Origin of the sequence: Paenibacillus campinasensis (assembly GCF_002272015.1) — a bacterium.
In the GTDB taxonomy this organism is placed as follows: domain Bacteria; phylum Bacillota; class Bacilli; order Paenibacillales; family Paenibacillaceae; genus Paenibacillus_AQ; species Paenibacillus_AQ campinasensis.
Genome location: NZ_NPBY01000003.1, coordinates 22290 through 47279 on the forward strand (window position 1 = coordinate 22290; position 24990 = coordinate 47279).

Consider the following 24990-nt stretch of genomic DNA (forward strand, 5'->3'; position numbering starts at 1 on the left):
GGGTATGATCTAGGGCATAATCACAGATGGAGCAGTGACATCTAGAGCGGCACTGTTCCATCGTCCCTAAGGGGCGGAGGTTCGGACAATAAGGCATAACTCAGAAGACATAAGGCATGTCGAAACTTGTAAGCGCTTCATTTTCTGGCTGACAGACATCATACGAGCAGGCATCAAGGGACGTATGAATGAAATCTGGGGAGGTCAATGGAAATGATTAAAAAATGGTTTGTCGGTTTTCTGGTTTTGGCGATGACGATGCTGTGGGGATGCGGCGGCTCGAATAATGCCGGAGGCACAAGCTCGGTCATCGACGGTGGAGCCGGGGAGGATGCGACCGAGTTGTCCTACTGGACATTTGTGGAGCTGCACGGACAGCATTTTGAGAAGATGCTGGGGAAGTGGAATCAGGACAATCCTGACCGTCAAATCAAACTTAATGTGACGGTCATGCCTTATGATGATATGCATAACAAATTATCCATAGCCGTTCAATCGGGGACCGGAGCACCGGACATCGCCGATATCGAGCTTGGCAAGTTCCCGGACTTTCTGTCCGGAACGCCCCAGCTCGTTCCGCTGAATGACGTTATCGATCCGTACCGGGACACCATTGTGCAATCCCGAGTGGATTTATACAGCAAGGATGACGTCAATTATGGAGTGCCTACCCATGTGGGCGCATCCGTTGCCTTCTATAATACCGAAATTCTTGAAGAAGTTGGTGTCGATTACAAGGAGATTGTAACCTGGGAGGACTTCAAGCGAGCGGGGATGAAGGTATATGAACAGACTGGAAAATATATGGGGACCGCCGATACAAGTGCCTCATGGCAGGCTTCCATGCTGCTTGCACAGCAAGGGGCGGATTATACCGACGAGGCAGGAAATCCTCAGGTGAACTCGGAAGCGATGATAAGAGCGATGACGGTACTTAAAGATTTGCAGGACAACCAAGTTATCGCCACAATTGCAGGCGGTCAGCCGGATACGGAGGAGGCCTATGGCGAATTCAATGCCGGCAATTATGTATCGGCGTTTATGCCGCTCTGGCAGATGTCCCGATACACGAACTACATGCCAGACTTGTCCGGTAAAATTGCCATCGCTCCAATTCCGGTCATCGAAGAGGGAATGCCGCGATCGGTAGGCGGAGGCGGAACGGGCACCGTCATCACCCAGACAGCCAAGGATATTCAGCTAGCCAAAGACTTTCTGGCGTTTGCCAAACTGTCGCTGGACGCCAACAAGGAAATTTGGAATACACTTGGATTCGACCCGGTCAATATGGACGTATGGGAGATGAAGGAAGTCACTCACAATCCCGAGAACGCGTTTGTCCAGTATTTCGTCAACAATCCTTTTGATGTGCTCAATGAGATCCGGGATGAAATTCAATTGATTAAATCGACCCCCGCAACACCAACGATCAACAATATACTCTCCACCACGACCTACAATGAAATTTTTGAGGACGGCAAGGACATTACGCAAGCGTTAAATGATGCGCAGCAGCAGATTGAGCAGGAATTGAAATAATGTTCGTCAAAGGAGTCATGGTGTATGATTAGAAAGTTTTTGTACTCCCAGAAAGTTGCTCCTTACGTATTTGTCCTGCCGTTTATTCTGGTCTTTCTCATCTTCTGGGTCTATCCGCTTGGAAGCTCGCTCGGCATGAGTTTTCAGCAGATCCAGCTCGGGCAGGAGGCGGAGTGGGTTGGCATAAGCAACTATGACAAGCTGCTTGGGGACGGCATCTTTATGAAGGCTGTGCTGAATAGCGCTGTATACATGGTGCTGACCCTCGTCATTCTAATTCCTTTGCCGATGCTGTTCGCGGTGCTGATCAACCATAAATTTATGTGGGGGAGGGAGTTCTTCAAATCCTCCTTCTTCTTCCCGGCGCTTACCTCGGTTGTTGTGGCAGGCACGATCTTCAGACTCATGTTTGGCGAGATGGAGGGTTCGTTGATCAATAGTATACTGGGCTGGTTCGGCATCGAGCCGGTCAAATTCCTCAAGGGACAGGTTACCGGGTTCATCGCATTGCTGGCGCTGGCCGCATGGAGATGGACGGGGGTGAATATGCTCTACTTCTTGTCGGGGCTGAAGAATATTCCGGATGAATATTATGAAGCCGCGTCGATTGACGGAGCGTCGTCCTTTCAGAAATTCATGAAAATTACGATGCCGCTGCTCAAACCCACGACGATCTATGTTATAACGATCAGCATCTATGCAGGGTTGGCGATGTTCATCGAAAGCATGATGCTCTGGAACGGTAACAATTCACCGAAAAATATCGGGTTGACCATCGTCGGTTATCTGTATCGCCAGGGCATTGAGAGGAATAATCTCGGTTATGCAGCGGCGGTAGGGATTGTCCTGCTGGCCATTACCATGGTCATTAATTTGTCGCAGCTGACGCTGTCCGGGATGTTCAAGAAGGAGGAGTGAGCGATGAATAAGGAGATTTGGCCGCGCGCTGCGCTTTTAATCTTTTTCTCTGTCCTGTGCTTCTTCATTCTCGTTCCGTTCTACGCAGTGACGATCTCTTCCTTCAAACCGGGTGAGGAACTGATTCGTTACGGGCTTAACCTGCGGCTTGACCTGTCGGTGATGAGTCTGGATAATTTCATATACCTGTTCACCGGAAGCCACTCGTATTTCATGTGGTTCTTCAACTCGCTGCTTCTGACGATTGTCCAGGTCAGCTTGACGCTCATTGTCAGTGCAACGGTAGCTTATGGCTTCGCCGCCTACGAGTTCAAAGGCAAAAATATGCTTTTTATTTGCGTGCTGCTTATTATGATGGTTCCGTTCGAAATTTTGCTGCTCCCGCTGTACACATTGACCTATAATATCGGTCTTATGAACACCTATTCGGCTATCGTTTTGCCGGGGATTGCAAGTGCGGCTACGATCTTTTTCTTCCGGCAGTATTTGCGAGGCGTGCCGAGCGAAATTATTCAAGCGGGGCGAGTGGATGGGGCTAGTGAATACGGCATATATATCAGACTGATTTTGCCGGTAATGAAGCCCTCCTTTGCGGCGATGGCCATTCTGAACGGGATGAACAGCTGGAACAACTTCCTGTGGCCCTTCATGGTCCTTAGCGATGCTAATAAATACACGCTTCCGATTGGACTCAAGACGCTGTTGACCCCGTATGGCAACAATTATGATCTGCTCATTGTAGGTTCCTTCTTCTCGATCATTCCGATCTTTGTTCTGTTCATTGCCTTTCAGCGATACTTTATAGACGGAATGACAGCAGGGGCTGTGAAGGGATAATAATGAGGGCGCGGCTCTTTCAAGAGTCGTGCCTTTTCATGATTAGCAGGAATGGACGGTCCGGACAAGCTAACCATACATAACAGGCGGTATCTTTCCGGTGTCCGGCTTGAGGCGGCGGTTCATTCGTGAACGCCTCTTAGACTGGCAAAATGAAGACTTCCGTTTTAAGATGGAGAGTAGAGATGCATATTCCGCATGGCATGACGCAAACCTAACGTGAGGTGATCAAACTGTGCATCCCGTAACCCGAGTGCTGCTGATCATAGGCGGGGCGTTAATTGTGATCGGATTGCTGTGGCCGCTTATTGGCCGCTGGGTCGGCCGCTTGCCGGGCGACATCGTAGTGGATCGGCCCAATGTCAAAATTTACTTTCCTATCGTGACCTGCCTTGTGATCAGTGTGGTCGGCTCGCTGCTGCTGTATCTGATTCAAATGTTTCGAAAATAGCCGCAGCTGCTAACTTTCCGTCACGTAATTGATCCAACGCCAAGAGGCCGCCTTTCCGTGAAGGATAAGGCGGCCTCTTCAAATTATGACGCTGCATCATAGGTTACAACAGCTTCGGGGTCCAAATTCCTTACAATTGACTTGAACCGGGGCAGCTCGAACAGATGAATCCGGTACAACATTCCGGACACTGCCTCGCTCTGTGCTTGATTGCCGTCTGCGGTAAACTTGCTTCGCTCCTCCATGTCCGCTTCTTCAGGCTCACGATTCAAGAACGTGTTGATTGCTTGAGCCAGCGCGTCTTCGTTGGCACTGTTAATCCGGATGCCAAGATGAAACGAGAAGCTGGAGGTGGAGATGCGGATGGCCTCCAGCGCCGCTAGGCAAGCAATGGCTGAGTACATAGCAAGCTCCCAGCCAAGCACCAATCCGGCCACGGTAAGAAGTGCCAGGTTGAGTCCGATCTGGACGCCAGGAAGCTTGATCCGATTGAGAAGCCGGGTCAAGGATCTGGAGAGCTTCGGCATTTGGAGAGTATCCAGTATAATGCCGTAGCGGATTCCGATGCCGATCCCTGTGCCCAGCAGGATCCCGCCAATGGCGGCCGACCCGATCTTGCTGTCAATCACGGAGGGAACGGGATAAAACACGATGGAGCAAATGGAGAAGGTTAGAAGTCCTATGGCTGCTATAAGAGCCTTCTCCCGGGCCGATTGGCGGAAGGCAAGCAGCAGAAGCGGGAGATTCAGTACAAAGACAAACATGCCGGTATGCAGACCTGTTATGTGGGAGGCCAGGGCCGAAATCCCTGTCACGCCTCCCGTAATGATGCCGCTTGGCACCAGGAACAGATCAAGGCCAAGGGCAGCGATGAGTCCGCCCAACACCGCCATGAGCAGCCGTCTTATTCTGAATGTCCGTTTCCAGTCTTCTGCGTCACCGTCCGTTATGGGATACGGAAGATTAGGCATGGACACAACGCACCTCCTTTATCAGCTGGTGCTCTCATCCTTCAGCCGGGGTTTGGCCGGCTTTTCTTTATGATCCTTGAACTTGAAGATTTTGTTTAAGATATTGTACACGTGCTTCGACTCTTTGGTCAGCAAAGGCCCCAAAATAGCCAGGATCAACACGTACAATGCTGCAAACGGCTGAATGAAGGACGCAAGTCCGCCCGCTTTGCCGAGATTGGCCAGAATGATGGAAAACTCGCCGCGCGATACGATAGTCAGACCAATGTTTGAGGAAGCTCTGGAGGATAATCCAGCGCTTCGTCCTGCCAGCATCCCTGCGAGGAAGTTTCCGAACAGAGTGATAATTACAGCAATTACAGACAGTACCACAGCGCCTCCAAGCTCCGACGGAACGATCGACAGCCCGAAGCTGAAGAAGAAGATGGCACCAAAGAAGTCACGGAACGGCAAGATCAAGTGCTCGATCCGCTCCTGATGCTCAGTTTCGGCCAGAACAAGCCCGACGAGCAGAGCGCCAATCGCTTCGGCAACGTGAATCGTTTCGGAGAAGCCTGCAAGCAGGAACAAAGCTCCAAAAATAACGAGACAGAATAGCTCATTGGAACGAATATTCAATGCCTTGTTCAGCAGCGGCACCATCTTGCGTCCGATCACAATGACCAGGAGCATGAAGCCAAGGGCAATAACCGCCGACAGCAGCACGCCGCCAAGTGAGGACGAGCCGCTCAGGACAAGACCTGACAGGATCGAGATATAAACCGCAAGGAATACGTCCTCGAACATGATAATACCAAGAATCATCTCGGTCTCGGGGTTCGCCGTTCTCTTCAAATCGACGAGGACCTTGGCCACGATGGCACTTGAGGATATCGTTGTGATCCCCGCAATAATCAACGTCTCTGGAAGCGGAAATCCGGAGAAGATACCAAGCATCAATCCGAGGGTGAAGTTGATTGCAATATAGATGGTTCCGCCGACGGCAATCGACTTGCCTGATTTAATGAGCCGTCCGACAGAGAACTCCAATCCCAGATAGAAGAGCAGAAACAGTACACCGATCCGGCCGAGAAAATCAATAAATGGTGCGCTCTCGATAAACCGGAAATCAAACGGGCCAAAGTGGGGTGCGTGTGGCCCTACTGCCATCCCGATCAGAATATAGAACGGAACGACAGAAAAGCGGAGTTTTGCAGACAGCACCCCAGCGATGGCGAGTAGGGCAATCGCCAGTCCTACTTCTAATACCAAATGATCCATTCAATCAACCCCGTCCGTCTATCAAGATTTGTTTAAATAGCCGCTGCTGCTGGCGCTCACCAACGACTACGAGTGTCGAGTCTGCTGTAATAATAACGTCGGGACCGGGATTAATTTGCTTGCTGTTTTTATTCACAACCGCAATAATCGTTGCGCCCGAGGACTGTCTGACACCCAGGTCGCCGATGGATTTGCCAACCCCATAGTAATGAGGCTCAATCCGGTACCATTCGATGATGAGTTCATCGAGTGCCATATCAATCGTTTCTAGAGCTTTCGGCTTATAAGTCAACCCGCCGACAATGGCAGCAATTTGGCGAGCTTCGTCGTCATCGACGGAGATCATGGAGATGCTTTCCTCCGGATCGTCGTACTCGTAATGATACATTTCTCTGCGGCCATCGTCATGAATAATGATGACAAGCTTATCGCCGCCTCGCGTATCAATCACAAATTTCTTACCGATTCCGGGCAGATCTGTTTCACGTACATGCATGAGTAAAATCCTCCTAAAAAATGGACATGATTAGTTATAGCTTGAAATTACACCGGGGCTACTGAACGGGACGAAAAGCTGACAAATATCGACGTGTATTTAATAGGAAATAATAATAAAAGCCGAAGCCGAAGTGGGATTATCGACCGATAGGGCAACCTGAACTTAGGCGTTCTCAATATAAGGACCGCCGAAGTCGTCAAGAATGCCGGCAGCAAGCTGCTGGCGACTTTGAGTTTGGAGAGAATATGAGATGGCTTAAGCACCGCGGCGTTATGGTGAATGTCAGGCTTAAATACATACCGCAGATCTGCATGCTCATCCTTATATTGTTCCTGGGATGGAAAATAAAGCGCAAAGGCGGTGATGAGCACCAAACCGAACATCCAAAGCCATCGTGCTGTCTTCAATATACGCTCCAAGTCATTTCCCTCCCTTCGCTCCTAGCTTCCTATGGTAATGATAACATAAATGTAATTGATCTCAAAATGAGAACGATAAATTATTTAGGAACGGTTTGGGAGATCATTTATAGGGTTACAATCTCTTTATATATTTGGATATATTTAGATGAGTGAGGGCGAAGAAGTGCGAATGTTCCGCAATTGTTCGCCCTTTATTTTCGTTTCGGGTTGAATCATTTGGTTTGCTCCTATAGTGTCATTTGGAGCGAATGCCAAAGCGATTGCCTTGTCCCTGCCAATTATTGCGTGTTTTTACGAGAGGAGCTTCTTCTGCTGTTCGGCGATTTGGGTTGCTCTGTTGCCTCATTGGAGCTGCTTCGGATTTCCTCTGCATCTTCATTCTCCAGAACTCCCTGAACCAGATCATCCAGCATGTCCGTAGCTGCATGATCCTCCGGATGGTCGGATTCGGGAACGGGATGCACACCTGGAAACTGACCTTCGTAATCGACTTTTTTATTGCTCATATTTTCTCATTCCTTTCCCAATTATAGTGTGCAATGCAAATGGTTTTATGTACGATTAACCGTGTGAACCAGGATGAATCAGTACTAAATAAAGTATCTTTATATAGTGATAGATTATATAGAGGTATGTTAGAATAAAAGGGATATTATACCAGGAGGATGAATAATGCGATGAAGAAAAGAATACTGCTAAGCATGTTGGTTTTATTGCTCATGTCCACTTCTGCAGCTGCGGCACATCCCGGAAGAACGGATTCCAAGGGCGGTCATACTTGCAGAACCAACTGTGAACGATGGGGATTGAAATACGGGGAGTATCATTATCATAACGGAGGCAGCTCGAGCTCCTCTTCAGGTGGTTCTGCTGCATCGAAATCCAGCGCGCCGAAATCGAGCAGCTCGTCGGCCAGCAAGCCGAAAGAGAGCAAGCCTGCTTATGTAAAGTCCGGGCTTAAAGTCTTTATCAATGGCAGCGCACTTCAATTCGGGAGCGATCCGATCATCGAAAATAATACGAACCTGGTGCCGCTCAGAGAGATTGCTGAACGCATGGGTGCCCAGGTGAGCTGGAACAAGTCGGCCGGGGCGATTGGAGTACAGAGAGAAAATTATAAAATGACACTCACGCTCGGCAGCAAAACGGTGTACTACAACGGGAAGGCTGAGACGATAGCTGCTCCTCCGCGGGTCATTAACGGCGTGACCTATGTTCCTGTTCAGGTGTTTGCCAGAGGGCTTGGCGCCAGCCTGTCGTATGACGCGAGCGCAAATGCGCTGCGAATTACGCTTTGATCTTCAAGCTATGCCATCATAACTTGCTTCCTTACCCAGGAGACTTCTCAGACAGCCTGTTTCATACCCGGCTGTCTATTTTCATGTATAATGTAGGAAATGAACGCCCCTTGCTCTGGGGGATTGACAAGCGACAACTATAACGAGGGGAGCGTTTGGACCTTGAGCTTTTTCGATAAATTCAAGGCTGGTGTGTCGGAGGCCGGCAACAAGGCCAAGATCTTGGTGGAAGTAAATAAGCTGAAGCTGCAGAACAGCAGCAAGCGAAGCGAAATTGACGGACAGCTGCTGGAGATTGGCAAGATCGTATACGCATCGGCAGAGTCAGGGGCATGGCCACCTGACAGACAAAGCTTTGAAGCCTGTATGCGGCGCATTCAGGAACTGAAATTCGAAATGGAGCAAAATGAACTGCAAATTGCGAATCTTTCGGACGAAAAGCTGTGCAGAGCCTGTGGAAAGAGCTCGGCAATGAACGCCAGATTCTGCCCGCACTGCGGGGCTACATTTGAGGTTATACAAGTGAACCCGGATCAGGGGGAGGATACACGGCTCCTGCGAAATCCGGATGACAACAGCGACCCGCGAGCATAAACTGAACTTAACGTGTATATGAACCGGACCTGACCAGGGAATTCCTTGTGTCAAGGTCCGTTTTTTTTGATGGCGGCTGTGGACTTGGCGGAAATTTATTTTCCGTCTGAAAATAAATCGATCCTACTCACAAAAAAATCAATATATAGTAGTATTAATTCTACTAGATGGAGGGAGTGAGCAGACGAATGCGAATCAACAAAGCAGGTCTTGGCAGTTGGCATCGGCATGTCAAACGAAAAGGTTATCCATGGTTTCCGGGTAGACAGATGCTGCTCCTCTTATTGATGGCAGGCATAGTCCTTTCCGCAGGATGCGACGGGCCACGCTTGCCCACACCAGATCATCCCCCGGACGCCAAGCCGAAATCCCCCATCAATATCGTGATCTCCAATCTTGGGATGACGTTTCCCGCCGGTATGGACGAGAACGACAACCGCTACCTCAACTATATTGAAGAACAAACCGGGCTCGATATCCGGGTCAACACCCCGCCCCCTGAAGTCTATAACGAAAAGCTGGACGTCATTATGTCGTCAGGAAATCTGCCGGATATGCTTCATACCTATGACCCGGTATGGTTTGATCACTATGCCAAGCTCGGGGCACTGCATCCGCTGGATGAACTTCTGGATCAATACGGTCCGAATCTGAAGGCGAAAATTCCAGCCGAAGTTTGGGATCGGGTCAAGTATGGCGGCAACATCTATGCGGTGCCAAGCCTGAACGAAGTGACCGGTGTTGAATTGATGTATGTCCGCAAAGACTGGCTGGACCGGCTTGAGCTTGCGCCCCCGGTCACACTGGAAGATTACTATGAGGTTATTCGCGGCTTCACGCTCGATGATCCCGATGGGAACGGGCAGCAGGATACGATTGGTCTGACGCTAACCTCGAAGCTGGGACGCTCCTCCCCGTTCTTCGGCGCGTTTGGCACACAGCTGGATACCTGGTTTGAACGGGACGGTAAGCTGGTGTATGGAAATATTCTTCCGGAAACGAAGGAGGCGCTTGCTTTTTTCAATCGCCTGTATCAAGAAAATCTGCTGGACAGTGAATTCCCGCTCAACTTGCAATCCAGCGTCCACGAAAAAATCGAGAACGGCAAGGTCGGACTCTTCTCTGCAGCCTGGTATGACACGCGCGGTCCCATCGCGGCGAATAAGCTGAAGGACCCGAATGCGGAATGGATCATGCTGGAATACCCTACCGGACCCGAGGGGCATAGCGGTGTTTACGGCAAAGACGTGATTCGTGGCTACAACGTGATTCCGGCCACATCCGAGCATGCCGCAGAGGTCATCAAAATGCTGGATTTTATCGTGAGCGATTATAGAACGTTAAAGCTCGGCTTCGAAAATGAAATATGGAGATGGGAGAACGGGGTGATGGTGACCGATTTTGCGCTGCATGACGAGCATTTATATCGGGGCATTTATCAGTCGCTGGTCGATGTGCCAGACCCGGTATTGTTCAAGGAGCGGCTGGATTCATTGGGCGATTTTAATTTATACAACAACCTGGAAATGATCAATCAGCATATTATCCCTAACGCTTTTTACGGTGTGCCTACCCCTGCCATGAGCAAATACAGTAAGAAGCTGGACCGAATGGAGGATGTCTTTACCAAGATTATTATGGGCATTGAGCCGTTGGATGCATTTGACACCTATGTGGAGCAGTGGAGACAAGAAGGAGGAGATGAAATCACGAAGGAAGTGAATGAATGGTATACCAGACAGGAGGCAGGCCGATGAGAGGCTCGGGGGAGGTGGTGTGATGAAGAAGCCGTTTCGCTGGATTTCGGACCGGTTCTCACAACATATACAGACACGGTTAACCGGCTATTTCCTGCTGATCTTGCTGCCGCTGGTGGTCGTCAGCCTGTTTGCTATTGAGAAATCGAGGGACATCCTGTATGAGCAGGCGGTCGAGCGGACGGAAACGGCATTGTCCTCGGCGATGAATCATTTTGATCTGGCACTGCAAAATGTCGAGGAAATATCGACGCTGATTGCGGGGGACCCCAGCATCAACGAACTGCTTAACAAAAACAGCACGCAGCTATCCCCCCAGTCGATTGTGGATTTCTCTGAAGTGTTGGAGCAGCTGTCCAAATTGGTCTCGGTGAACCGGTTCGTATCGCAGATTGCTGTGTATCACCATGCCTCTAACATGCTGATATCCACCAATTCCGGAGGCCGCAAGCTGACAGGAGAGCCGCAGCAGGAATGGATGGTGGAGGCCGCGCGCAATAACGGAACAGGCTTCTCCTACGTGATGGCTGATTATCCGGTTGCAGGCGGGCATACCTTCGGCTCGATGACGAACACCGACAGCATCTCGCTCATCCGGGCCATGGATTTGTATAACAGCGAGCGCCAGTCCAATCTGCTCATGGTTTCTTTTCAAAAGGCGAAGCTGCTCAATATTATCAAAACGCTGCTTCCTTCGGTGAACAGCCGAATATCGTTGGTGAACGAGAAGGGCGAGGTCATTGTGGAGACCGGGAGCACGCTGGAGGACGAGGTGACAGGGCGGGATCTGGTGGTGACAACCGCCTCGGATTACTCCTCCTGGCAGCTAACCCTGGTTCAGCCAAGGAGCGAGCTGTACAAGGAAACAGATCAGCTCAGGCTGTTTACGTATGCCATCATTGCGCTTAGCATTCTGCTGGCGATCATCATCTCCTGGGTTGTCTACAGCGGCATTGCCGCTCCTGTACTGAAGCTGTCCCGGGGGATGAAGAGACTGAGCAGCGGTGAACTGAACGTCAATGTAGATACAAAGCGGAGGGACGAGTTCGGATTTCTGATCCAGTCCTTTAACAAAATGGCTGCCGTGCAGAAGCATCTGATCGAAGATCACTATGAACAGCAGCTGCGTCTGAAGACAACCGAATTGAAGTTTTTACAGTCGCAGATCAATCCTCATTTTCTGTATAACACGCTGGATTCCATTTATTGGATGGCCAAAAACTATGATGCCGATGAAATCAGCGAGATGGTCATGAATCTGTCGAAGTTCTTCCGGCTAAGCCTGAATAAAGGCAGGCAGGTATTCACCATTGAGGAAAGCGTCATTCACCTTCACTACTATGTTCGGATTCAGCAGATTCGTTTTCTGGACAGCTTCACCGTGGCGTACCGAATATCGGAAGACAGCAGAAGGGTTCCGATTCTCAAGCTGCTCCTTCAGCCGCTGGTGGAGAATGCCATCCTGCACGGTATGGAGGGAAGAAGCGAGGGCGGAAGCCTGATAATCAGCAGCTGGATCGAGCAGGGCAGCATCGTCAAAATCAGCGTGGAGGACAATGGCCCCGGCATCGCGGAGGAGCGGCTCGTTTATATTCGGGAGGAGCTTGCCAAGATGGGTGCGCGGAGTGTGCAGGCACTCTCCCAAGACGAGGAGCATGTCAAAGACCTGTTCGGCTTGCGCAACGTCTTGAGCAGAATGAAGCTCTATTACGGGCGGGAAGCTGATATCGACGTGAACAGTGAGCCCGGCAAGGGTACGGTGGTTACACTGTCCATTCCGCTTGATCGCTGCAGATTGGAAAGCCCTGCGGATGAGAACGTATAACACAGACAAGGGGGAGTCGTAGATGATGAACTTGATGATTGTGGAAGATGAACCGAGACTACGGAATGCTCTTGCCTTCAATATCCCCTGGGAGGAGCATGACATCGAGGTGGTCGGTCTGGCATCGAGCGGGCTGGAGGCGCTGGAGCTTGTAAGCCGCAAGAAGCCGGACATCATGCTGCTCGATATCCAGATGCCCGAGATGGACGGATTGACTTTGCTTCGCGAACTGAGGGACCGGCAGGAGCTGGATCGGTTGAAGCTGATCATTTTGAGCGGGCATGATAATTTTGCCTTCGCCCAGCATGCGCTTGAGTACGGGGTTTCGAAATATTTGCTCAAGCCTGCGGGTGAGGAGGAGGTACTTGCGGCGGTGCTGGAGGCCAGAGCCCAGCTTCGGGCTGATCTGGAGCAGTGGCAACGCAGGGCGCTCTTGGAGCAGCGCTGGAAGGACAACTTGCCTCACTTGCAGCATCTTTTTTTCATTCAATGGGTTGGCGGTAAATATGCGGAGCAGGAAGTTCTGGCCAAAAGCAAAGAGCTGTACATTCCGCTGAAAAAGGAGGCGCAGATAGCGGTAGCCGTCGTCGATCTCGATCCGATCCCGGAGGAAGAGACGAGGTTTCGTCAGGGAGACCGGGAGCTGCTGCAGTTCACGGTCCAGTGTCTGGCCCAGGAGCTGCTTTCGGCTCCGGCCTGCTGGGGCTGTGCGGATGCAGACAACCAGCTGCTGCTCATATTTGTTGTGGATGAGAAGCGGGATCCGAAAGATGCGATGCTGCGGGTTCATGCTGAAGTAGCCAAGCTTCTGTCCCAGACGAAGGAGGTACTGAAGGTGACGGCGAGTGCAGGCATCTGTGCCGGTACCGGTACGCTTGCCGAAGCGCCGCATCTGTATGCCCAGGCTTGCCGCGCGCTTCAGGAGCGGGTGATCTACGGTCATGATCTTGCGATTCCATATCGCGAGCAGCAGGCAGCGGACGGTCACGGGATGGCGGTTGCCGTGCAGCAGAGTCTGGAGAAGGCACTGGAAATTGCCCTGGAAACCGCCGACGAGACGAAAGCGCTGGAACTGCTGGAAGAGCTGTGGGAGGAAGTGTTCACGCGCTCCGCATCCTCTGATGAATTTCATGAGGCGATCCTGTATGTCAGCGGATTTCTGACCCGGGTCATTCATAAGCAAGGCTGGACGTTGAAGAAAATCGTTGGCGAGGATATCGCCTATTTCCACAACGTCAGGCTACTCAGCACCAAAATGCAGACCTGGTCGCTGCTCACGCGAACCGTCCGGCATATCGCCAGATTCATGCGCGAGCAGCGAAAAACATCCAGCAATCAGCTGGTCAAGGATATCCTTCACCTGCTGGAGGAAGAAATGGACCAGGAGATTACGCTGCATACAGTAGCGGACCGGTTATATGTCAATTCGTCCTATTTAAGCCGGCTGTTCAAGCAGGAGGTGGGAGTTGCATTCTCCGCTTATGTGCTGGAGCGCAAGATGGAGCGGGCTAAATCCCTGCTGCAGCAGGGACAGAAGGTTTACGATACCGCCCGCCTGGTCGGGTATCGGGATGTGAGCTATTTTACGAAGGTGTTTCGCAAATATTGGGGGGTGAATCCGGGAGAATTCAAGGGGTGAGTGGCAAGCTGGAGAGGGGCGTGGAGCGGAGAGGCGTGCTTGCGTAGCATTGTCGCTGTAAGTGACGAATCGTAGGCGCTCCGCGACCGTATCATTCCTCCAATCGCTGTTGTCGCTGAATTTCCTGAATCATAGAAGTAAGGAAGAAATTCAGCTCCAAAGGCGACCGCTATCGCTTTTCCGGAATTGATTCGTTCGCTCCGCTGGGAGGCGCCACGGGGCGTGCGCTGAACTTTAAGGCGCCTGCGGCTTACGAATAGAGTAGTTAGGTTAAAGTGCCTTCGTGCCTATAGGCAAGCTTGCTAAAATTCCGTACGTCACACGATTTACGCGGTACCCCGCGTGAAAGCCCTCACGCACGAGCGGCTTGGAACGATAATTTACAAGCTCATTGCAGACATTACATCACAATGGACCACCAGGCCATTGGCAAGGGAGGCATTAGCTGCATTCCTGTAAAAGCAGTCATACAAAAGGTTGGACGGAAAACTTGACGTTTTCTCGCCCAGCCTTTTTATTTTGAACTTATGATCCATCCGGAGCCGATGCGACGTGTTGACTAAACGTCGTTCCGTTGAAGCATCACCATCACATCCCGTGACAAACCGACCGCAACTCCATGGCATCATTACTGACACCCCTACCCCAACACAACATCAGATTACCATAAATAGTAATGATCCTCGCCTACTCAGTGTCCGCGGCGCGAATTACAATTTGTAATAACGACAAGAGATGAATGACATCGAAAGGGGGAAACAAGCTCGTGAGAACAACAATCGAACCACAGGATGCATCAGCGGCCTCACCGACACCGGGCCCACACTTGAACCGAAAGCGGGGCTACTGGAGCCGCCTGGGGTCGGACATCTGGAAGGAATGGGATCTGTATCTGCTGCTCGTGCCGGGAATCCTGGTCATTTTACTCTTCAAATATACCCCGATGTACGGGATCACGATTGCGTTCAAGGATTTTAACATTTTTGCCGGTTATGCAGACAGTCCGTGGGTCGGGTGGAAGCACTTTGCGAAATTGTTTACGTCCCCGGACTTCGCCCAGGTATTCAGAAATACGGTCATTATCAGCTTTCTTAAAATTATCATTCTGTTTCCTCTTCCGATCATTATCGCCCTCATGCTGAATGAACTGCGAAACATGCTGTTCAAACGGACGGTGCAGACCGTCATTTATTTGCCGCATTTCCTGTCCTGGGTAATCGTCGGCGGCCTATTCATCGATCTGCTCTCTACGAACGGCGGCATCGTGAACAAAGTTCTTGTGTCCTTAAACATGGAGCCGATTGCCTTCTTCCTCGACAACAGCGTCTTCCGAAGCGTGCTGATCACCTCTGCGGGCTGGAAGGAGACCGGATGGAGCACGATTGTCTATCTGGCGGCTTTCACGATGATTGACCCGATGCTATATGAAGCAGCCAAAATCGACGGCGCCGGCCGCTGGAAACAGCTGTGGCATATTACATTGCCGGGAATTGCGCCGATCATCATTCTGATGTTTATTTTGCGGCTTGGCAACGTACTGGAGGCCGGGACAGAGCAAATCCTTGTCATGTACAACCCTGTCGTCTATCAAGTGTCGGACGTTATCGGCACTTATGTATACCGGATGGGGCTTGGCAATCAGGATTACAGCTTTTCAACCGCGGTCGGCCTGTTCGAAGCTGTCATTTCCTTCACGCTTGTCATTGTTGGCAATGCGATGAGCCGAAAATATTTGCAGCGCGGGATCTGGTAAAGAAAGGGCGGAACTTCAATGGAAGATCACAAAAAAGCGCTGGAGGGGAACAGCACAGCCAGAGGTGTCATCAAGCTGTCCTTCTCCGAGAAATGCTTTGCGGTATTCAATTACACCTTTTTCATTCTGATGGGTCTGACGACCCTGCTCCCTTTTGTCAATCTGATCGCCAAATCGCTAAGCAGCGAGGGGGCGGTGATCTCGGGAAGAGTCGGTTTGCTGCCGGTAGGGCTGCAGTTTGATACGTACTGGTATGTGCTGCAGGATTCCTTGTTTTTAAATTCACTGAAAAACTCCGTGCTGCTGACGCTTGTCGGCACAGCCTGCAGCTTGACAGTGACCACGCTCACCGCGTATCCGCTGTCCAAATACCGGCTGCGCGGGCGCAAATGGCTGCTGCTTATGTTTGTATTCACCATGCTGTTTAGCGGCGGTCTGATCCCGACCTATCTGCTTATGCAGAACTTGAACCTCGTCAATACGTTCCCGGTGCTGTTTCTGCCGGCGATGATCAACGTGTACAACATGCTGATCATCAAAAACTATTTCGAAGGTCTGCCGGATTCGCTTGAGGAGTCCGCCAAGCTCGACGGGGCCGGAAACATCCGCATCCTGCTGTCAGTCATCCTCCCGCTCTCGCTTCCGGTTATGGCCACCATCGGACTGTTTTTTGCGGTAGCCTTCTGGAACGATTACTTCGCGGCCATGATCTACATTACCGATCCGGGGCTGAAGCCGATGCAGCTGTATCTGAAGGAGCTTCTGGTATCCTCAAGCGGCGACTTTCTGAAGGATAACATCGACGCGGCAATCAATACGACGCCGCAATCAATCCAAGCCTCGTCAATCCTGCTGGCGACGATTCCGATTCTGCTTGTGTATCCGTTCCTGCAGAAGTATTTTGTCAAAGGGGTGCTGGTCGGTTCGGTCAAAGGCTGAACATCACAGCACGCGAAAGGTCATTAAGCATGTGCAGCATCTGAACTTCTCGAAGGTGGTGATGCTTCCCGTTAAGAGTGAATTCATGCTGGTCTAGTTACTCAATTATAAGGAGGGTTATCCATGATCAAGCTTAAGAGATCTTCGATTCTGGCTGCGGTGCTCGGATTCACGCTGGCACTGTCCGGTTGCGGTGGCGGGGGAAGTACCGCGGAACAGCCCAATGAACCGCCGACTACGCCGGAGCAAGGACAAGGTGCGTCCGGGGGAGAAACTGCTGAAAAGCCAAATCTGCGCATGATTATGCAGTACGGCTTGTTTGACCCGAAGACGGAATTTGCGGCGAAATATATTCAGGAAAGAACTGGCTACAATGTGGAATACGAGCTGCTGCCTGCGGAGGGAGCTGATGAGAAGCTGAACCTGCTTGTGTCCAGCAAGGATAATTACGATCTGGTGAAACTGAACGCGGCGCAGTTCTACAATCTGGCGTCCGCAGGAGCGCTGGAGCCGCTGGATGATTTGATTGAGTCGCACGGCAATTATATCAAGCAGTCCATCAAGCAGGAGTCTTTTGGCAGCGCGATGATTGACGGCAAGATCTATGGAATTCCGGAAACGGGAGCCGGCGTCAGCATCGGTGAAGAGCTGGTTGTCCGTCAGGACTGGCTGGATGAGCTGGGGCTGTCGATTCCGACCAATACCGACGAGCTGTACGACGTATTAAAAACGATCAAAGAAAAGAAAAACGTCATTCCGCTGACGATGAGCAAAGACTCGATCTACGGAGATATTGCAACGACGTTCGGGGTGCTGACCGATTGGAAGGAAGTGGACGGCCAGCTGATGCACCGCGCAGAATTGCCGGAGATGGTAGAGTTCATTACGTATATGAACAAACTGTATAAAGAAGGCCTGCTGGACACCGAAACGCCGATCAATACGGCTCAGAAGTCCATCGAGAAATTTGCGGGCGGCAATGCCGCCATGTATAAACTGGCCTGGTGGAATGCAGGCACGACGATTTCAGCATTGGAGAAGAACTTTCCGGAGGCCAAGACGGCCGTTGTGCCTTATCTGAAAGGGAAGGATGGCAAGGCGGTAGTCGGTGCCAAAGCGAATACAACCTGGTATATCTCGATTCTGAAGTCCTCGAAGAACAAGGAAGCGACGATGGATTTCCTGAACGCCAAGCTGGAGCCGGAGACTTTCAAAGGAATTGCGATCGGGGAAGAGGGCGTGCATCATGAAGTGAAGGATGGCAAGTATTATCCGATTCTTCCTAAATTCAATGATGATTTGAACAACGCCAGCAGTTTCTTGACCGGTGTGGATGAAGAGAAATATCCGATCTACTGGCAGGCGCGCGTTCGTAAGGACCCGGTGCTGCAGGCGCATTTTGAAGAGTTCCAGAGCAATGCGGAAGGCTTGATCGTGGTTGATCCGATGTCCACGGCGCCGCCGATCGATGCGGTTTCCAAGAACCTGCTCCGCTTAACGACGATGCTTGATGATAATGTACTTCAGTTTATTTCCGGAGCGAAGCCAATTGAGGATTACGACAAGTTCCTCGCCCAGTGGAGGGCGGAGGGCGGAGCCGATATGGTTGCGGCAGCCAACGAATGGTTTCAATCCTCGAAGTAAATGGATGTGAAAAAGCAGTCTGCATGGTGCAGCTGCTTTTTCCACACCCTTCATCTGACAATCTGTTCTAAATCTGTTTACATTGATCTAAAAATGAGGTGTTTACTTAATTGCAAATCAATCTGGTGTTAGCCATAATCCATGAGATGAAAGGTGGTACTGTTTATGAATCGAATGCTTCGAAAGCAGCTGTCCCGGCTTCTCTGTCTGACGCTGCTGATATCCATGCTCCTGCCGGCTGCGCCGGCGGTCTATGGCGATAGCGCGTCTTTGTCAGAGCTGCCTGGTGGGGCGTCGGAGGAGCCGGTTACTTTTGTGCCTGAGGGTGGCGGTCAGCCGCTGCAGCTGACGGATATTAATGCAGCCGGGGACGCCCTTGCAGGCAAGCCGGACTACTTGGCCCTGTACACAAGCGGCTCGGGGGTCACCAATGCCGTATACCGTGAAGCGGTGTGGGTGCCATCCCAGCATATAGCTGTTGCCGTGGATGCTAGCGGAAGTGTGGTCAGCGTAACCGGACCGGATGCCGACCCGCCTTTCGTCTGGGACCCGGACACGCAGCTGCCTATCCCTGCGGGCGGATATGTCGTGCTGGCTGGGGGGAGCTGGGAGCAGTCGGCTTATCAACAGCAGCTGTTCCAGCACTTCAAGCCTGGTGACCAAGTGAAGCTGATGCGGGGAGGAACGGTGGTCACCGCAGCTGATTTTATTCCACAGCAGCCGGATCCCGGCCCTCAACCCGATCCTGATCCAGACCCGGGCACGGTTGGGCCGGAGCTGCATCTGATCACGCATAACGATACGATCGTGTCCGTTCCGGCGATCGAGGTGGCCGGATTCATTGCAAATCTGCCTGATGACAGCTCGGCGTTGTCCGTCACAGTGGATGGCGAGGCGGCTAATCTGTCGCCGGAGGGCGTGTTCCGTCACGTCGTGTATTTGGAGCCGGGAGTGAGGGTGATCCCTGTAAAGCTCTTTGAGTCAGGCCATGAGCTGGCGACGAGCCATCTGACGGTTGTATATGAACCGCTGGAGGATCAGGATTATATCGAGGTTGAGGCAGCTCCGAAGGATATCACCATCGACATCGACGGCCCGCGCATTCAACTGAATTATGTTGACCGGGACGTGACGGGAGTCCCGAATATCGTGGCATTGTTTACACAGGATTACGGCGCGTCCGTTCTGATCCCCCAGTTTAATGTGGCGGTTCAGGTCGATGCCAACAATCGTGTGCTGCAGGTTATCAATCCGTCCATTAACGGGAATCCGCCGGTGTGGACCGGCCCGACCGAGCTTGCTATTCCCGAAGGCGGCTATGTGCTGATGGCGCAGGATGACAGCTATACAGGGCACTATATTAAACGATTCCTGGCGGAGAACTTTCGAGCTGGCGATGTGATCAAGCTGCGCAAGAACGGTGAGGTCGTTCAGGTTCGCGATCTGATGAGCGGCAACGGCCTGATCGCCCGACTGTCGCTTCACAATGAGCCGATGTACACCGTGACTGAAGGCAGTACGGTCATCTCTGGCAAAATCGATAATATGGATGACATCGATGCGATCCAGCTGCTGATTGACGAGACGGAAGTTTCCTTTGAGGCTGACGGTTCTTTTTCCTATACGTATCCACTCGCTAGCGGCACCAACTATATTGAAGTCAAAGTGTTGAAAAATGACATTGAGCAGGATGTGCGGTATGTTGCTGTCTTTGCAAGGCCGGGCTTCTCATCGAATAAAGAAGTGATTCTATGGGTGGATCAGGCGGCCAACGTGCGCAAATTCCAGTCAAGCGAGGATGTGCGGCAGTTCTTGCAAAAAGCAAAGGATACCGGCATTACCTCGGTTGTGCTTGATGTTAAAGGCGTAGAAGGCTATGTGTCTTATAAGAAGAACGACCTGACAGGCCGGCCGTACGTCAGTGAAATCCAGGCGCCGGAGAAGGCGGGGGCAAGCCCGAATCTTGATCTGCTCCAGGAATTCATCGACCACGGACACCCATTGGGTCTGGAGATTCACGCTGCGATCAACGTGTTTGCCGAAGGTTCTATCGCTCATCATGAATATGCGGTGCTGAACGATCATCTGGACTGGGAGGAGCGGGTCTATTTCCCGGAAAATAACGGCGAGATCAAGCGTCTGCGGGAGAGTGCCAGACAAGGGCTGGTGGCCTTTGTCAATCCGTCCCATGACGAAGTGAGGGAGTACCAACTCAAGACGTTTGAGGAGATCATTAAGAATTACGACGTTGACGGCGTCGTGCACGATCGTGGCCGCTATGACAATGAAGGGGCTGATTTCAGCGATGTTACGCGGGCCAAGTTCGAGCAATTTTTGCAGCAGCGGGGGAAACAGCTGGAGAACTGGCCGGAGGATATTTTCTATTATGAGAATAACGCCCGTGTCGATGGTCCGCTGATTCAAGAGTGGTGGGAATTCCGCTCCGGTACAATCCAGAGCTTCTTCGCAGAGGTGAAGTCACTGGTTGATTCGTATGAGGCCCGGGAAGGCAGGGAGATCAAAGTCTCTTCCTATGTCGGCTCCTGGTATGAAACCTATTATCTGAACGGCGTGAACTGGGGCAGCAAAAACTTCAGATACCACCCTGCGCTCAATATGCCGGAGGAGTCGGTGTATACACCGGATTATTACGATACCGGATATATCGAGTACCTTGATTTCCTGATGATTGGTGCGTACCAGACGACGAGCCGGGAAATTCAGAAGTACATTACCCTCGGCAATATTGTAACCAATGGGGAAATTCCGCTGTATGCCGGCATCGCAATGAATAATGTGCAGGTTCCGGCGGTGCAGCGCGAAGTGTTCCAGGCGGGGCTCTCGTCAACGAACGGGCTTATGCTGTTTGATGCTTCGCAGGTGAACTGGACCGTTGTTCAGGCATCGCTGGAGAATCGGGAGTGGGTGAAGGATTTTCAGCTTGGTATGAGCTTGCCGGGGCATCCGGATTCTTTCATGGAAGGGCACTTCTATAATGTCAACCGGGTTGAAGGCAATGTGAATGTCATGACCGAGGATTTCGGTTACTCCACAGGCACAAATCGCTTCGGAGTCGAAGTGGTTGTCGATGATACGGGCACTGTCACCCGGGTCGTGAACAAAAATCAGGCGATTCGGTGGAGCTGGGGAGCACCGGAGGAGAATAACAGTGTCATTCCGCAAGGCGGGTTCGTCATTTCGGCGCTGGACCCTTCAGGCATCCGAACCTTGCGCCAGCTTGTGGCGAATGCCTACAGTGTTGGCGATCAGGTCCGGTCTGCGGCGTTAAGCGGCCTTCTGGACGATGAAGGACGGGAAACGAGGGAAAGCCAGATCCAGCTTGAGGGTCAGGTCGAGGTGCTCGGCCCAGGTCAGGCTGCGGTGAAAGTGAATGGAGCCGATGCGGCGCTGTCGGCAAACGGCGGATTTACCGCTGTCATTCCTCTGGCAACAGGGAGCAATTCAGTCACGGTTGAGGTGTATGTCGACGGCTACAAAACGAACAGCAAAACCTTTGACATCATCCGCACATCGACAGGAGACGGCGGATCATCTCCAGGCAGTCCTGGCGTCCCCGTGGCAGGATCAGACGGGGGAACGGGAAGTGCCCCGCAGCCGGAACCTGCCCGGCCGGAACGGTTAACGATCAGCAGCGGGACAGATGAGGATGGCCGGACGGCTATCCATGTCGAGGTGAATGAGTTGCGGCTGCTGGAAGATATCGAGAGGCTGAGCAAGCTGTCGCCAGCTGCACAGGTGCTGGCCTATTCATTGGCCGGGACAGCGGCGGAGGGGGATATGCTCACAATGGATCTTCCGGCTGAAGGGCTCCGCAACGCTGTGAACAGGCTGCCAGATGGCGCTGTGGCTATCGAATCGTCCCTGGGCCGTTTCGAGCTTCCGCTTGCGGCACTGAAGCCGCTGATGACGAATACCGGGCAGGCGGAGCATCTGCATATTCGGATCGGCACGGCTTCTCGGGAACAGGAGCAGCGAGCCCGAACGCTGCTTGGAGATCTGCTGGCGTTCGAGTCCTCTTACGAGATCGCGTTGCACTGGAAGCAAGAAGGGGAGATCGGCGCTGCGGTGGAGCTGCCTTCCGGCATGTTTGCTACGTTCTCTCGAACGCTGGACCGCGTCGTTCATGCGTCCACGACAACGGTATTGAGAAGCCATCCAAGTTCGGATCAGGCGGTGTTCGTACCGGCACTGTTCCATACAGTGGATGGGAAGTCACGCGTATTGCTGCGAGTCATGAAGAACGGTGTATTCACGCTCGTCTCCAATGAGAAGACCTTTGGCGACATGACGGAACACTGGGCACGTGAAGATGTGACCCTGCTGGCGTCTAAGAAGCTGATCGAAGGCCTCGGGGAATCCCGGTTCGGGCCGAACGAGCCAGTCACAAGAGCCCAGTTCACCGTCATGATCGTACGGGCGCTCGGTCTTGAATCGCAGCCGGGCCAGAGCGGATTCCTTGATGTGCAGGCGGGCGATTGGTATGCCGATCCCGTTAAGACGGCGGTGGAGCACGGGCTGATTGAAGGCTTTAGCAGCGGGGAGTTCCGTCCGAACGACCGGATCACGAGGGAACAGATGAGCGTGCTGCTGCTTCGCGCAATGGAGCTGGCCGGGACCCGGGTAGAGCTCGGGAACAAGGATGCTCTGCTGGGAAGCTTTAGTGATCGGGACCGTCTCGGGGGCTGGTCGGAAGAGGCGGTGGCTGTGATGGTTCAAACCGGGCTGATGAATGGCCGGTCCGGGCAGCTGTTTGCGCCGAAAGCGGACTCGACCCGGGCCGAAGCGGCCGCAGTGCTGACAAGAATGCTGCAAATGGCAGAGTATTTGAACCGGTCACATGGACGGTAATCAAGGTTTGAGTATACCGAAATCGTGTTCACGGGTGGGCCGGGGCAATTGACCCCGGCTCCCGCGTTGGAAGAGCAACTGAAAAAAGCGATCCGAACCGGCATTCTGGCCAGGTTTGGATCGCTTTTTGTCTTGTATTCAGCCTGCTGGTGTTTTATACCGGGCGGAGCGATGGCCATTGCAGCTCAATGCCTTCGTTAACCAGCCTTTGCTGAAAGTTTGCCAGCTTCTCCTCGTCATTGCGGACCTCGGTTGGGAGGGCGTTGTGGTCAAGACAGTATCCGAGCAGGTAGCCCGCGGCCTCTCCGATGTTCCACTCCACCGGATGCAGCCGATAGCAGCCATTCGTAATATGGGTGACCCCGATGTTCTTGCTGGCTGCGAGCACATTGCGGACCCGTTTCGGGATCAGGCTGCCAAGCGGAATCTGGAACGGCAGTGACGATATGTCGATGTATGGCCGATTGCCTGTGCTCGGATGGAGGTCAATCCGGTAGCAGCCGATGCCGACGGAATCGAAGAAGGTTTCGGCCACTCCGCTCGGTCTAGCGTCGGTCGCTACATGCTGCTCAAGGACGGTAAATTCAGCCAGAATTCGTCTGGACTCCCGGATGTACGGGTACATGGCGAGGCCGTCCTCGGTGCCCACGACATCAGGACGAAGGCGCAGTCCCGGGTAGCCCTGCTTGCCGTCGGGGCGCGGCGCTTCGGTCTGCAGCCAGTACAGCAAGGACAGGCTTAGCTGCTTGGCTTCATACAGATGCCGCTCCACCTTCTCCTGCGGAACATCAATGATCGACCCGAGCCAGTAGTCGTTCTGCGGCCAGTTCACCAAGGATACCGGACTGGCAAATGCCCCTTCTGCAAAATGGTCAGGGTTCAGAATTTGCCGATATTGAAACAGTGAGAACCTCCCGTATCCCGGAAAGATTTCATAATCGATCGGCTCGTTGGTAGACGGCTTCACCGCCCTGAGGCTAAGCAGCCGGTCCGGCCAAAAGTCCGGCTTGTACTGGCGCCAAAAATCGTACATGTCGGGCTTGGCAATCGTATGATCTTCATCTTCGAAATAATCGACGGCATAACAGTAGGTGAAGCCCTGCATGTCTTGGGGCAGGGGCTCGCCGTCGACCGCATGGGGCTCTCCGGTCTGCGCAATGGACTCAGCGCCCGTCACATATTCAATGCCTGCCAGCGGCAACAGATCGCCAAGCTCGGTTGCGTCGATGAAATACGGTGCGTGGAGGGCGATGTGATCGCCGGTATCCAGCTGCTTGACCGTGACGCTCTCTACATGATCCCCTTGAACTTCAGCCTTCGTAACGGCGGTATGGTACAGAATACGTACCCTGCCGCTATGCACATACGGGGCGAGCATTTGATGCAGCACTGCGAGCGCAGCCCGGGGCTCGTGGCATAGGCGGCTGACGGTGCCGCTGCCGGGATTGAGATTCCGCACAGCTCTTGCCGCAGGCGTCATCGGGAAGTGATCCCGATAATACTGGCGCACGCCATCGCGAAATTGTCTGTAGCTTCGGGTGCAGCCGAAGGATTCAATCCAGGGGTGTTCATCCGGCGGGACGGCCTGGCTTGTGAGCTGCCCGCCGATCCAGGAAGTTTCTTCTGTCATAATGACTGTTTTTCCGGATTTTGCTGCAGCTAGCGCTGCTGCGGTTCCGCCTGTTCCGCCGCCCAAAATGACGATATCAGCTTGCATTTCTCGCATCATAATTGCAGATCTCCTTTGGTTTGGTATAGAAACAGACTAGGGTGAA

General features: G+C 52.4%; 18 protein-coding genes. 13 read left to right on the forward strand and 5 right to left on the reverse strand.

Features of this window, described 5'->3' with window-relative positions:
• The first annotated feature begins 213 nt into the window (after positions 1–213).
• The 4 genes from CHH67_RS00480 (at position 214) to CHH67_RS00495 (ending at position 3745) form a co-directional block, all read left to right on the forward strand.
• On the forward strand, positions 214–1539 hold the full coding sequence (locus CHH67_RS00480; protein WP_095263016.1) for an ABC transporter substrate-binding protein: 1326 nt from the start codon (positions 214–216) through the stop codon (positions 1537–1539).
• A gap of 24 nt (positions 1540–1563) precedes the next feature.
• On the forward strand, positions 1564–2457 hold the full coding sequence (locus CHH67_RS00485; protein WP_095263017.1) for a carbohydrate ABC transporter permease: 894 nt from the start codon (positions 1564–1566) through the stop codon (positions 2455–2457).
• 3 nt (positions 2458–2460) lie between these two features.
• Entirely contained in the window at positions 2461–3294 is an 834-nt protein-coding gene (locus CHH67_RS00490; protein ID WP_095263018.1) for a carbohydrate ABC transporter permease, read from the forward strand.
• A 235-nt stretch (positions 3295–3529) separates the two neighbouring features.
• A complete protein-coding gene (locus CHH67_RS00495) occupies positions 3530–3745 on the forward strand; it encodes a DUF2905 domain-containing protein (protein ID WP_095263019.1) in 216 nt (71 codons plus the stop codon).
• 83 nt (positions 3746–3828) lie between these two features.
• On the opposite strand, the gene CHH67_RS00500 is transcribed toward CHH67_RS00495, so the two are convergent.
• The 4 genes from CHH67_RS00500 to CHH67_RS00520 form a co-directional block, all read right to left on the reverse strand.
• Positions 3829–4716 carry a YitT family protein gene (locus CHH67_RS00500; RefSeq protein ID WP_095263020.1) on the reverse strand — a complete coding sequence of 296 codons (888 nt, stop codon included), beginning with the start codon at positions 4714–4716 and terminating at the stop codon, positions 3829–3831.
• A gap of 21 nt (positions 4717–4737) precedes the next feature.
• Positions 4738–5976 (reverse strand): cation:proton antiporter, encoded by a 1239-nt coding sequence (locus CHH67_RS00505; RefSeq protein WP_095263021.1) that lies wholly within the window; start codon positions 5974–5976, stop codon positions 4738–4740.
• A gap of 4 nt (positions 5977–5980) precedes the next feature.
• Complete coding sequence (locus tag CHH67_RS00510; protein WP_095263022.1) at positions 5981–6472, reverse strand: cation:proton antiporter regulatory subunit; 492 nt, start codon at positions 6470–6472, stop codon at positions 5981–5983.
• A gap of 703 nt (positions 6473–7175) precedes the next feature.
• The gene (locus tag CHH67_RS00520; protein WP_095263024.1) at positions 7176–7403 is read right to left on the reverse strand and encodes a hypothetical protein; all 228 of its coding nucleotides are present in this window, start codon (positions 7401–7403) and stop codon (positions 7176–7178) included.
• A 171-nt stretch (positions 7404–7574) separates the two neighbouring features.
• Between CHH67_RS00520 and CHH67_RS00525 the strand changes: the two genes are divergently transcribed.
• From CHH67_RS00525 to CHH67_RS00565, 9 genes are all read left to right on the forward strand, one after another.
• On the forward strand, positions 7575–8195 hold the full coding sequence (locus CHH67_RS00525) for a copper amine oxidase N-terminal domain-containing protein (protein ID WP_095263025.1): 621 nt from the start codon (positions 7575–7577) through the stop codon (positions 8193–8195).
• 162 nt (positions 8196–8357) lie between these two features.
• Positions 8358–8789, forward strand: coding sequence for a zinc ribbon domain-containing protein (locus CHH67_RS00530; protein ID WP_095263026.1), 432 nt, complete (start codon positions 8358–8360; stop codon positions 8787–8789).
• 269 nt (positions 8790–9058) lie between these two features.
• Positions 9059–10546: an extracellular solute-binding protein gene (locus CHH67_RS00535; protein WP_244908053.1), complete on the forward strand. Its 1488-nt coding sequence runs from the start codon at positions 9059–9061 to the stop codon at positions 10544–10546.
• A 22-nt stretch (positions 10547–10568) separates the two neighbouring features.
• Positions 10569–12371 (forward strand): cache domain-containing sensor histidine kinase, encoded by a 1803-nt coding sequence (locus CHH67_RS00540; RefSeq protein WP_095263028.1) that lies wholly within the window; start codon positions 10569–10571, stop codon positions 12369–12371.
• Between the two features lie 25 nt (positions 12372–12396).
• A complete protein-coding gene (locus CHH67_RS00545) occupies positions 12397–14010 on the forward strand; it encodes a response regulator transcription factor (RefSeq protein ID WP_095263204.1) in 1614 nt (537 codons plus the stop codon).
• A 766-nt stretch (positions 14011–14776) separates the two neighbouring features.
• The gene (locus CHH67_RS00550; RefSeq protein WP_413773578.1) at positions 14777–15763 is read left to right on the forward strand and encodes an ABC transporter permease; all 987 of its coding nucleotides are present in this window, start codon (positions 14777–14779) and stop codon (positions 15761–15763) included.
• Between the two features lie 18 nt (positions 15764–15781).
• The gene (locus CHH67_RS00555) at positions 15782–16702 is read left to right on the forward strand and encodes a carbohydrate ABC transporter permease (protein ID WP_095263030.1); all 921 of its coding nucleotides are present in this window, start codon (positions 15782–15784) and stop codon (positions 16700–16702) included.
• 123 nt (positions 16703–16825) lie between these two features.
• A complete protein-coding gene (locus tag CHH67_RS00560) occupies positions 16826–18346 on the forward strand; it encodes an extracellular solute-binding protein (protein ID WP_095263031.1) in 1521 nt (506 codons plus the stop codon).
• Between the two features lie 165 nt (positions 18347–18511).
• Positions 18512–23215, forward strand: coding sequence for an S-layer homology domain-containing protein (locus tag CHH67_RS00565; protein ID WP_095263032.1), 4704 nt, complete (start codon positions 18512–18514; stop codon positions 23213–23215).
• Between the two features lie 154 nt (positions 23216–23369).
• Here CHH67_RS00565 and CHH67_RS00570 read toward each other — a convergent pair whose 3' ends face one another.
• The gene (locus CHH67_RS00570) at positions 23370–24944 is read right to left on the reverse strand and encodes an FAD-dependent oxidoreductase (protein ID WP_095263033.1); all 1575 of its coding nucleotides are present in this window, start codon (positions 24942–24944) and stop codon (positions 23370–23372) included.
• Positions 24945–24990 lie beyond the last annotated feature (46 nt).